This window comes from Sphaerotilus sp. (assembly GCF_041083715.1).
GTDB lineage: Bacteria > Pseudomonadota > Gammaproteobacteria > Burkholderiales > Burkholderiaceae_C > Sphaerotilus.
This window is the reverse complement of sequence record NZ_JBFPGY010000186.1, coordinates 1-9,433: the sequence shown is the minus strand read 5'-3', so window position 1 is coordinate 9,433 and position 9,433 is coordinate 1. Positions and strand designations below refer to the sequence as shown.

10 protein-coding genes and 1 pseudogene are annotated in these 9,433 nt (G+C 66.4%); 1 reads left to right on the top strand and 10 read right to left on the bottom strand.

Annotated elements, in window-relative coordinates:
• Positions 1-233 (bottom strand): ChbG/HpnK family deacetylase (locus AB3X43_RS08370; protein WP_369429386.1); only part of this gene is annotated, 233 nt, incomplete at its 3' end.
• Between AB3X43_RS08370 and AB3X43_RS08365 the strand changes: the two genes are divergently transcribed.
• Positions 232-630, top strand: coding sequence for a GtrA family protein (locus AB3X43_RS08365; protein WP_369429385.1), 399 nt, complete (start codon positions 232-234; stop codon positions 628-630). The two genes, AB3X43_RS08370 and AB3X43_RS08365, sit on opposite strands and share 2 nt — an antisense overlap.
• On the opposite strand, the gene AB3X43_RS08360 is transcribed toward AB3X43_RS08365, so the two are convergent.
• From AB3X43_RS08360 to AB3X43_RS08320, 9 genes and pseudogenes are all read right to left on the bottom strand, one after another.
• On the bottom strand, positions 590-1,591 hold the full coding sequence (locus tag AB3X43_RS08360) for a glycosyltransferase family 2 protein (protein ID WP_369429384.1): 1,002 nt from the start codon (positions 1,589-1,591) through the stop codon (positions 590-592). The two genes, AB3X43_RS08365 and AB3X43_RS08360, sit on opposite strands and share 41 nt — an antisense overlap.
• 4 nt (positions 1,592-1,595) lie before the next feature.
• Positions 1,596-2,438, bottom strand: a complete 843-nt coding sequence (locus tag AB3X43_RS08355; RefSeq protein ID WP_369429383.1) for an ABC transporter permease — start codon at positions 2,436-2,438, stop codon at positions 1,596-1,598.
• Positions 2,435-3,370 carry an ABC transporter permease subunit gene (locus tag AB3X43_RS08350; RefSeq protein WP_369429382.1) on the bottom strand — a complete coding sequence of 312 codons (936 nt, stop codon included), beginning with the start codon at positions 3,368-3,370 and terminating at the stop codon, positions 2,435-2,437. The genes AB3X43_RS08355 and AB3X43_RS08350 overlap by 4 nt, the downstream gene beginning before the upstream one ends.
• A gap of 13 nt (positions 3,371-3,383) precedes the next feature.
• On the bottom strand, positions 3,384-4,490 hold the full coding sequence (locus tag AB3X43_RS08345) for an ABC transporter ATP-binding protein (RefSeq protein ID WP_473965088.1): 1,107 nt from the start codon (positions 4,488-4,490) through the stop codon (positions 3,384-3,386).
• A gap of 28 nt (positions 4,491-4,518) precedes the next feature.
• On the bottom strand, positions 4,519-5,646 hold the full coding sequence (locus AB3X43_RS08340) for a polyamine ABC transporter substrate-binding protein (protein WP_369429380.1): 1,128 nt from the start codon (positions 5,644-5,646) through the stop codon (positions 4,519-4,521).
• 140 nt (positions 5,647-5,786) lie between these two features.
• Entirely contained in the window at positions 5,787-7,289 is a 1,503-nt protein-coding gene (locus AB3X43_RS08335; protein WP_369429379.1) for an aldehyde dehydrogenase, read from the bottom strand.
• Position 7,290: 1 nt separating this feature from the next.
• A complete protein-coding gene (locus AB3X43_RS08330; protein WP_369429378.1) occupies positions 7,291-7,593 on the bottom strand; it encodes a chorismate mutase in 303 nt (100 codons plus the stop codon).
• Position 7,594: 1 nt separating this feature from the next.
• On the bottom strand, positions 7,595-8,992 hold the full coding sequence (locus AB3X43_RS08325; RefSeq protein ID WP_369429377.1) for an aspartate aminotransferase family protein: 1,398 nt from the start codon (positions 8,990-8,992) through the stop codon (positions 7,595-7,597).
• A gap of 49 nt (positions 8,993-9,041) precedes the next feature.
• Positions 9,042-9,433, bottom strand: a pseudogene (locus tag AB3X43_RS08320) (glutamine synthetase); the annotation flags it as partial.

Sequence of the window (9,433 nt, the reverse complement as noted above, 5' to 3'; positions counted from 1 at the left end):
TCGGTCAGATTCAGATGCAGGCCAACGTCGACTGGGTGGGTTCCGGCCGCCTCGCGCAGGGCGGCCGCACTGGCGGGCCAGGTCGGTCCGCCGCTCATCACGCTGACGGCGCTGATGCGGCCGGCGCGCGCGAGTTGCACGCTGGCGTCGTCGATGCCGGTGTGCAGGCCATAGTCATCGACACAGACGGCCAGGCGCCGGCAGGGTCGGAGGGAGGCTAGGATGTCGGGCATGTCGAAAGATCGTTGGCAAGGCGTGCGCTTCATCGCCGTGGGAACCACCGCGGCTGCGGTGCATTGGGGCGTTGTGCGCGTGGCTGTGGAGTCCATGGGGATGGCGCCGCTGGGCGCCAACGTGGTCGGCTGGATGATCGCATTTGTCGTGTCCTTCAGTGGACACCGGTTCTGGACCTTCGGCGTGACCTCCGGCGTCGGCACCGGGCAGAGCCTGTGGCGTTTCGCACTGGTGTCCGGCGCGGGGTTCGCCGTCAACGAGGCCTGCTACGCCGCGGTGTTGCGCACCGGGGGATTGCGCTACGACCTCGCGCTCGGCGTGGTGCTGGTCGGGCTGGCTGTGGCGACCTTCGTGGTCAGCCGGCTCTGGGTGTTCCGGGCGGCGTCACCGGGGTGATGTCGCTGTCCTGCGGCAGACCGTCGCCCAGATGGCGGTGCACGATGTAGAGCGGGCGTCCCTTGACCTCGTCGTAGATCCGGGCAATGTACTCGCCGAGCACACCCAGACTGAGCAGTTGCACGCCGGAAAACAGCATGGTGCTGACCACGATGGTGGTCCAGCCCGACACCTCGGTGCCGAACAGCCAGTAGGTGATCACCAGGTAGCCGCCATAGCCGAACGCCAGCAGCGCCAGGTTCACGCCGATCACGCTGGAGGCCCGCAGTGGCCAGGTCGTGAACGCCGTCATCCCGCTCAGCGACAGGCTGACGAGGCTGTGCAGGTTGTAGTGGCTCTTTCCGCTGGCGCGCGCCTTGGGCGTGTAGGGCAGCTCTTCCGAGCGGAACCCGACCCAGGCGTACATGCCCTTCATGAAGCGGTTGTGTTCTGGCAGCGACTTGAGCGCGTCGACCACATGGCGGTCGAGCAGCCGGAAATCCCCCGCGTCGGGCGGGATCTTCACCCGTGGATGCGTGGCATTGAGCATCCGGTAGAACAGCCGCGTGAAGGTGCGCTTGAACCAGGGCTCGTCGCTGCGGTCCTTGCGGCGCGCGTAGACCACGTCGATGCCGTGTTTCCACCGCTGCAGCATGGTCGGGATCAGCTCGGGTTCGTGCTGCAGGTCGGCGTCCATCAGCACCACGGTCTGCCCGCGCGCTGCGTCGATGCCGGCGCTCAGTGCCGCTTCCTTGCCAAAATTGCGGGAGAGCAGCAGGGCGCGCACGCGGGGCTCCCGCGTGGACCAGTGTGCCAGTTGCAGTGCGGTGTTGTCCCGGCTGCCGTCGTCGACGAGCACGATTTCCCAGGTCAGGTCGAGCGTGGTCAGCGTGGCGATGCAGCGCTCCAGCAGCGCGTCCAGATTGCTGGCCTCGTTGTAGCAGGGAATGACGAGGCTGATGCTCTTGCAGATACGTTCCACCCGTTCAACCACCCTTCAGCGCAGCTTGTTGTTCAAGCTGCAGACGCCGCTCGCGCAGCGCAATCATGTAACTCGATACCACGACGAACACTGCCACCACCACGATCACGACCGTGGCCAGTGCGTTCACCGTCGGGTCCAGCCCGAGCCTTGCCCGGGAAAAGATCACCAGCGGCAGTGTCGTCGAACCCGGTCCGGACAGGAAGGCCGACATCACCACGTCGTCCAGCGACAGCGTGAAGGTCAGCAGCCACGCGGCCAGCATCGACTGCGCGATCATCGGCAGCGTGACGAGGAAAAACACCTGCAGCGGCCGGGCACCCAGGTCCTGTGCGGCTTCCTCGAACTGCGGGTTCAGGTCGCGCAGACGGGCGGCGATCACGACGGTGGCATAGGCCATGCCCACCAGCATGTGGCCGAGCCAGATCGTCACGATGCCGCGTTCGGGCACGCCGAACAGGCGCTGCATCGACACCAGCATCAGCAGCAGCGACAGGCCGACGATCACCTCGGGCATCACCAGTGGCGCATTCACCATGCCGGAGAACAGCGTGCGGCCCCGGAAGCGCGGGTAGCGCTCCAGCGTGAAGGCGGCCAGCGTGCCGAGGATGACCGCGCCGGTGGCGGTCGCGGCGGCGATCTGCAGCGACAGGAACAGGCCGCGCCGGATGTCCTCGTCGCCGACCAGCTTCTCGTACCAGCGCAGCGAGAACCCGGCCCAGACGTTGGGCACCGGCGAGTCGGTGAAGCTGTAGACCACCAGCGCGATGATCGGCAGGTACAGGAAGACGAAGCCAGCGGTCAGCCAGATCCGGCTCGTCCAGCGTCCGGCGGGGGTGACGATCACGGGGCGGCTCCCTGCGACTGGTTGCGGTTGAAGACCGCCAGCGGCACGATGATCAGCAGCACCATCGTCACCGCCACGCTCGACGCCATCGGCCAGTCGTTGTTGCTGAAGAACTCGTCCCACAGCACGCGGCCGATCATCAGCGTCTCCGGGCCGCCGAGCAGCTCGGGGATCACGTACTCGCCGACACAAGGGATGAACACCAGCATGGCGCCGGCGATGATGCCGCCCCTGGACAGCGGCACCGTGATGCGCCAGAAGGCCTGCCACGGTGTCGCGCCCAGGTCCTGCGCGGCTTCGAGCAGGCGCAGGTCCAGCTTGGACAGCGTGCCGTACAGCGGCAGGATCATGAAGGGCAGGTAGGTGTAGACCATGCCGAGCAGCAGCGAGAACGGCGTGTACATGAACTGCCCCTCCGCCGAGATCAGCCCGAGCGGCAGCAGCACCTGGTCGGCGTGGATGGTCTTCAGGAACGACCCCACCCAGCCGGTGTCGGCGTCGAGCAGGCCTTTCCAGGCGTAGACCCGCAGCAGGAAGCTGGTCCAGAACGGCAGCATCACGCCCATCAGCAGCAGCGGCTGCACGGTGCCGGGCGCGCGGGCCATGAAATACGCGAACGGGTAGCCGACGCACAGGCACACCAGCGTCGTGATCCCGGCATAGAGCAGGGACTGTGCGTAGGTGGCCAGGTACAGGTCGTCCTGCAGGATGGTGAGGAAGTTCTGAAGCTTGAGCTTCATGAACAGCTCGTTGTTCGCGAACGTGAACAGGTCGCTGACCCGCGCTCCGTCCATCTCCGCGAAGCTGATGCGCAGCACGATGAGGAAGGGCAGCAGGAAGAACACCAGCAGCCAGACATAGGGCGTGCCGATGACGAGGCTGCGGCCGCTGAAGACGGACCGCAGACGCTGGAGCGGGGTGGCCGGGGTCATGCTTGCCGGCCTGTCATTGCGTCAGCACGACCTGGGCGGAAGGCTGCCAGTGCGCCCAGACCGCGTCCCCCCAGGTCGGCGCGCCGGAGCGGTCACGGCTGTCGTTCTCGACCGTGACCTTGAAGCGGGCGCCGCTGGCCAGCTCCAGGTGGTAGAGCGTGCTGTCGCCGAAGTAGGACATCTCCTTGACGGTGCCGCGCACCTGGTTCATGTCGCCCTCGGGCCTGTCCTTGCTGACCGAGACCTTCTCGGGCCGCACGGCCACCGTCACCGGCTGGCCGAGGTAGCCGGTGATGCCGTGGCCGATGTAGTGGGTGAAATCCGCGCACTGCACATGCACGTGGTCGGCCTCGTCCACCGTGATGGTGCCGTCGGTGAGGTTGACGTTGCCGATGAAGTCGGCGACGAAGCGGGTGGTCGGCGTCTCGTAGATGTCGGCCGGGCTGCCGACCTGCAGGAAGCGGCCTTCGCTCATCACCGCGATGCGCGAGGCCATGGTCATGGCTTCCTCCTGGTCGTGCGTCACCATCACGCAGGTCACGCCGACCGTCTCGATGATGTTGACCAGCTCGATCTGCGTCGCCTCGCGCAGCTTCTTGTCCAGTGCGCCCAGTGGCTCGTCCAGCAGCAGCAATTGCGGCCGTTTGGCGAGGCTGCGGGCCAGCGCCACGCGCTGCTGCTGGCCGCCGGAGAGCTGGTGCGGCTTGCGCCTGGCCAGCTTGCCGAGCTGGGTCAGCCGCAGCATCTCGTCGACCCGCGCCGTGATCTCCCCCGAAGGCAGGCCATCACGCCGCAGGCCGAAGGCGATGTTGTCCCACACCGTCATGTGGGGAAACAGGGCATACGACTGGAACATCATGTTCACCGGGCGCTCGTAGGGCGGCTTGCCTGCGAGGTCGTTGCCGTTGAGCACGATGCGGCCGGAGGTCGGTGACTCGAAGCCGGCGAGCATGCGCAGGAGCGTGCTCTTGCCGCAGCCCGACGAGCCGAGCAGGGCGAAGATCTCCCCCTTGGCGATGTCCAGGCTGACCTGGTCCACCGCCCGGAAATCCCCGAACTCCTTCACCACGGATTCGATCCGCAGGAAGGCGCCGTCCTCCAGTGTCTTGGCCATGTGCATGTTTCCCTGTGAGGGTGTGGCGCCCGTGTCAGCGGCCCGCCTTGAAGTTGGTGAAGGTGCGGGTGATCAGCTTGCGGGTGGCCTGGTCGGGCGTGCCGGGCGGGATCATCTTGGCCAGCGCCGCTTCATCCGGGAACACCGCCGGGTCCTTGGCCAGCTCGGGCTTGACGAACTTCAGCGAGGCCTTGTTCGGGTTGGCGTAGAACACGGTGTTGGTCAGCGAGGCGTGCACTTCCGGCTTCAGGATGTAGTTGATCCACTTGTGCGCGTTCTCGGGGTGCTGGGCGTCCTTCGGGATGGCCATGGTGTCGAAGAACAGCAGGCCGCCGTTCTTCGGCAGCAGCACTTCCAGGTTCTGCGGCTTCTTGGCCTTCTTCGACTTGTCCTTGGCGATCATCACGTCGCCCGACCAGCCCACCACGGCACAGATCTGGCCCTTGGCCATCTGGTCGATGTAGTCCGAGCCCGAACCGACGAAGCGCGTCACCGACGGGCGGATCTTCTTGAGCATGTCGCCGGCCGCCTTGTAGTCGTCGGCGTTCTTGCTGTGCGGGTCCTTGCCGAGGTAGTTCAGCGCCAGTGGCAGGATTTCCGACGGCGTGTCGAGCACGGCCACGCCGCAGCCCTTGAGCTTGCTCGCGTACTCCGGATTGAAGACCAGGTCCCACGAGTTCTCCGGCATCGGCTTGGCACCGAGGGCTGCCTTGACCTTGTCGACGTTGATGCCGACCGTCGTGTAGCCCCAGAGCCAGTCGACGATGTGCTCGTTGCCCGGGTCCATCTTGGCGAGCTGCGCCTGGATGGCGGGGTCGAGGTTGGCCAAGTTGGGGATCTTGCTCTTGTCGAGCTTCATCAGCAGGCCGGCCTCGATCTGCGACTTGGCCCAGTGCGAGCCCGGCACCACGATGTCATAGCCCGTCTTGCCGGCGATCAGCTTGGCGTGCAGCGCCTCGTTCGAGTCGAACAGGTCGTAGCGGACCTTGATGCCCGTTTCCTTCTCGAAGTTCTTGATCGTGTCCTCGGCGATGTAGTCCGCCCAGTTGTAGATGTTCAGGACCTTCTCTTCCTCGGCGCGCACGCCCGCCGAGCACAGCACCGCGACAGCGGCGACCAGGACATTCAGGGCCTTGGCGGGCCGGGAGGACAGCAGTTTCATGGGCGCTCCAGTAGAGGGTGGAAGTAGGGAAGCAGTGGGAAACCAGTGGGGAACGGGTGTGGCTGGCGTTGGGAAGACCCTGCGCGCGGCAGGATTATGGCCTGAGGATTCGCCATTTCGTCACGCTGCGCTCCAGCGCTTCAGGCGTCATCCAGTCGCAGCCAGGTGGTCTTCAGCTCGGTGTACTTCTCCAGTGCGTGCAGCGACTTGTCCCGGCCGTTGCCACTCTGCCGGTAGCCGCCGAAGGGCACGGTGATGTCGTCCTCGTCGTACTGGTTCACATGCACCGTGCCGGCACGCAAGGCACGTGCCACGCGGTGGGCCCGGTTGAGGTCATGGCTCCAGACGCTGGCCTGCAGGCCATAGGACGACGCATTGGCCAGCCGCACGGCTTCCTCCTCGGTCTCGAAGCGGATCACCGACAGCACCGGCCCGAAGATTTCCTCGCGGGCGATGCGCATGTCGTTGGTGGCGTGGTCGAACACGGTCGGTTGCACGTAGAAGCCGCCCGTTTCGGTGCGCGCCCGCTGTCCGCCATGACAGACCGCGCCCTCCGAGCGGCCGGCATCGATGTAGCCCAGCACGGTGCGCATCTGTCCTTCGTCGACCAGCGCGCCCATCACGGTCGCCGGGTCGAGGGGATCGGCCGGCTGCCAGGCCGGCATCTGCGCGGTGACGGTCGCCACGAACTCGTCGGCAATCGACGCATGGACCAGCACCCGCGACGGTGCGTTGCACGACTCGCCCTGGTTGAAGAACAGGCTGCCGGCGACGGTGCGCGCTGCCTTGGCTGGGTCGCGGTGGTCGGGGAAGACGAGGAAGGCCGACTTGCCCCCCAGCTCGTTGTAGACCCGCTTGAGGTTGGAGCGCCCGGCGTAGTCGAGCATGCGCCGGCCGGTGCGGGTCGAGCCGGTGAAGCCGATCGCGTCCACGTCCATGTGCAGCGCGAGCGCCTCGCCGGCTTCGTGGCCGTAGCCCGGCACGACGTTGAACACCCCCGGCGGCAAACCAGCCTCGATCGCGATTTCGGCCAGTCGCAACGCCGTCAACGGGGATTTCTCGCTGGGCTTCATCACCACTGAATTGCCCATGGCCAGCGCCGGCCCGAGCTTCCAGGCGGCCATGATCATCGGGTAGTTCCACGGCACGATCACGCCGACCACGCCCATCGGCTCGCGGGTGATGAGCGCCAGCGCGTTGCGGCCGGTCGGGGCGATCTCGTCGTACACCTTGTCGATCGCCTCGGCATACCACGCGATGGTGCGCGCGGCGGCCGGCACATCGACGCTGCGCGCGAACTGGATCGGCTTGCCCATGTCGAGCGTCTCCAGCAGCGCGAGTTCGTCGCGGTGGGCCAGGATCCCCTCGGCGAAACGCTGCAGCACCTTCTTGCGCGCGGCGGGCGGCTGGTGCGCCCAGCGGCCGTCCTCGAATGCTGCGCGGGCCGAGGCGACGGCGGCGTCGATGTCGGCGGCCTGGCCGCGGGCGATGGGGGCGAGGTGGCGGCCGTCGATCGGCGAGTGCTTGTCGAAGGTCTCGCCGCTGGCGCTGGTGGTGCGCTGGCCGTTGATGAAGGCGCGGCCGTCGATCGCCAGCGAGGCGGCCTTGTCGTGCCAGCTTGGTGACTGAGTACGAGCTGTCATGTCAATCGTCACTTTCTGTCATGCGCCTGGTGGCAAGTTTCTGGTGGTTCGCAACCACTTCTTGGATGACAGCAGCAAACATGCCCAGAACCAGTGCTGGATTGAGTTGATGTGCATCGGCCAACATGTGGTACTTGCGGGCCTGTGCTGCTTCCCGTTCAGAATCCACAGCGGTCAGTTGGTGCTGAGCCTTGAGTTCACCCACCTGTTCAGTGGCACTGAACCGGCGTGCCAGCAGTTGGATGATCTCTTCATCGATGGTGTCGATCTCGGCGCGAAGAGCGGCCAGCACGGTAAGTGGCATGTCAGATCCATGCCCGCGAGCGCACGTCCGCCAGCGTCAGGTCCAGGCACTGGTGGATCAACCCCATCAGCTCATCGACCTGCGCGATCGTCATCACCAGCGGCGGCGCGATGATCATCCGGTCGCCGACGGCGCGCATCACCAGCCCGTTGCCGAAGCAGTGGCCGCGGCAGAGCATCCCGACGCCCAGTTCGGAGTCGAACATCCCCGGATGCCCATCACCACGGTCCTTGGCCTTCACGAGCTGCATCGACGCCATCAGCCCGCAGGTCTGTGTTTCGCCGATCAGCGGGTGGTCGTTCAGCTTGGCGAATTGAGCGGCCAGATACGGCCCGGTCTCGTCGCGCACGCGCTCGACCAGCTTCAGCGACTGGATCAGCTTGATGTTGGCGATCGCCACGGCGCAGGCGACCGGGTGGCCGCTGTAGGTGTAGCCGTGCTCGAACTCGCCGCCTTGCTCGATCAGCACCTTGGCGACGCGGTCACCGACCATCACGCCGCCCAGCGGGATGTAGCCCGAAGTCACGCCTTTGGCGAAGGTCATCAGGTCCGGCTTCGCGCCCATCGTCTCGCAGCCGAACCAGCGGCCCGTGCGCCCGAAGCCGCAGATGACCTCGTCGCTGACCAGCAGGATGTCGTACTGGTCGCAGATGCGCTGGATCTCGGGCCAGTAGGTGGCCGGCGGCACGATCACGCCGCCCGCGCCCTGCACCGGCTCGCCGATGAAGGCGGCTACCTTGTCCGGGCCGACTTCGAGGATCTTCTGTTCCAGCCAGCCGGCTGCGACCACGCCGAACGCGTCGCGCGTCATGCCCGCGCCGTGCTCGAGCCAGTGCGGCTGGTCGATGTGCGTGATGCCGGGGATGGGCAAGCCGCCTTGCGCATGCATGTACTTCATGCCGCCGAGCGAGGCGCCGGCCATCGTCGAGCCGTGGTAGCCGTTCCAGCGGCTGATGATGACCTGGCGCTCGGGCTGGCCCTGCAGGTCCCAGTAGCGCCGCACCATGCGCACGACGGTGTCGTTGCCTTCCGAGCCGGAGCCGGCATAGAAGACGTGCTGGAACTGCGGCGGCGTCACCTCGGCGAGCAGTTGCGCGAGTTCGACCGCAGGCGGCGTGGTGGTCTGGAAGAAGCTGTTGTAGAAGGGCAGCTCACCCATCTGGTGCGCCGCGGCGTCGATCAGCGTCTGCTGGCCGTAGCCGACATTGACGCACCACAGGCCGCTCATCGCGTCGAACAGGCGGTGTCCCTCGCTGTCGGTGAGGTAGAGGTTGTCGGCCTTGGTGATGATGCGCGAGCCCTTTTTCGCGAGCTGCTGGAAGTCGGTGAAGGGGTGCAGGAAGTGGGCGGCGTCGGCGGCTTGCCAGGAGGCGGTGTCGTGTGCGGTCGGAGTGCTCATGGTGCGTTCCTAGTCCTTGTCGGGGTGCGGGTACGGCGGATCGGGGGGCTCAGACGTGCAGCAGCAGGTGCTCGCGCTCCCACGGCGAGATCACCTTCATGAACTCGGCGTACTCGATTTCCTTGATCTCGGTGTAGACGGTGATGAAGGACTCGCCGAGCACCTCGGCCAGGGCCTTCTCGTTGCGCAGCTTTTCCAGCGCCTCGCCCAGGCTGCGCGGCAACTGGTAGTCGCCGAGGTACGCGTCGCCCTTGCACTCGGGTGTCGGCTCGATCCGGTTCTTGATGCCCAGGTAGCCGCAGGCCAGCGTCGCAGCCAGCGCCACGTACGGGTTCGCGTCTGCGCCGATCACGCGGTTCTCGATGCGCCGCGCCGCAGGGGAGGCCACCGGCGAGCGGATGCCGACGGTGCGGTTGTCGGTGCCCCACTGGATGTTGATGG

Bases quoted from the DNA above. Each gene is read 5' to 3' on its own strand.
- AB3X43_RS08345 (WP_473965088.1), bottom strand. From the start codon at position 4,490: ATGCACATGGCCAAGACACTGGAGGACGGCGCCTTCCTGCGGATCGAA.
- AB3X43_RS08325 (WP_369429377.1), bottom strand. From the start codon at position 8,992: ATGAGCACTCCGACCGCACACGACACCGCCTCCTGGCAAGCCGCCGAC.
- AB3X43_RS08335 (WP_369429379.1), bottom strand. From the start codon at position 7,289: ATGACAGCTCGTACTCAGTCACCAAGCTGGCACGACAAGGCCGCCTCG.
- AB3X43_RS08340 (WP_369429380.1), bottom strand. From the start codon at position 5,646: ATGAAACTGCTGTCCTCCCGGCCCGCCAAGGCCCTGAATGTCCTGGTC.
- AB3X43_RS08350 (WP_369429382.1), bottom strand. From the start codon at position 3,370: ATGACCCCGGCCACCCCGCTCCAGCGTCTGCGGTCCGTCTTCAGCGGC.
- AB3X43_RS08365 (WP_369429385.1), top strand. From the start codon at position 232: ATGTCGAAAGATCGTTGGCAAGGCGTGCGCTTCATCGCCGTGGGAACC.
- AB3X43_RS08330 (WP_369429378.1), bottom strand. From the start codon at position 7,593: ATGCCACTTACCGTGCTGGCCGCTCTTCGCGCCGAGATCGACACCATC.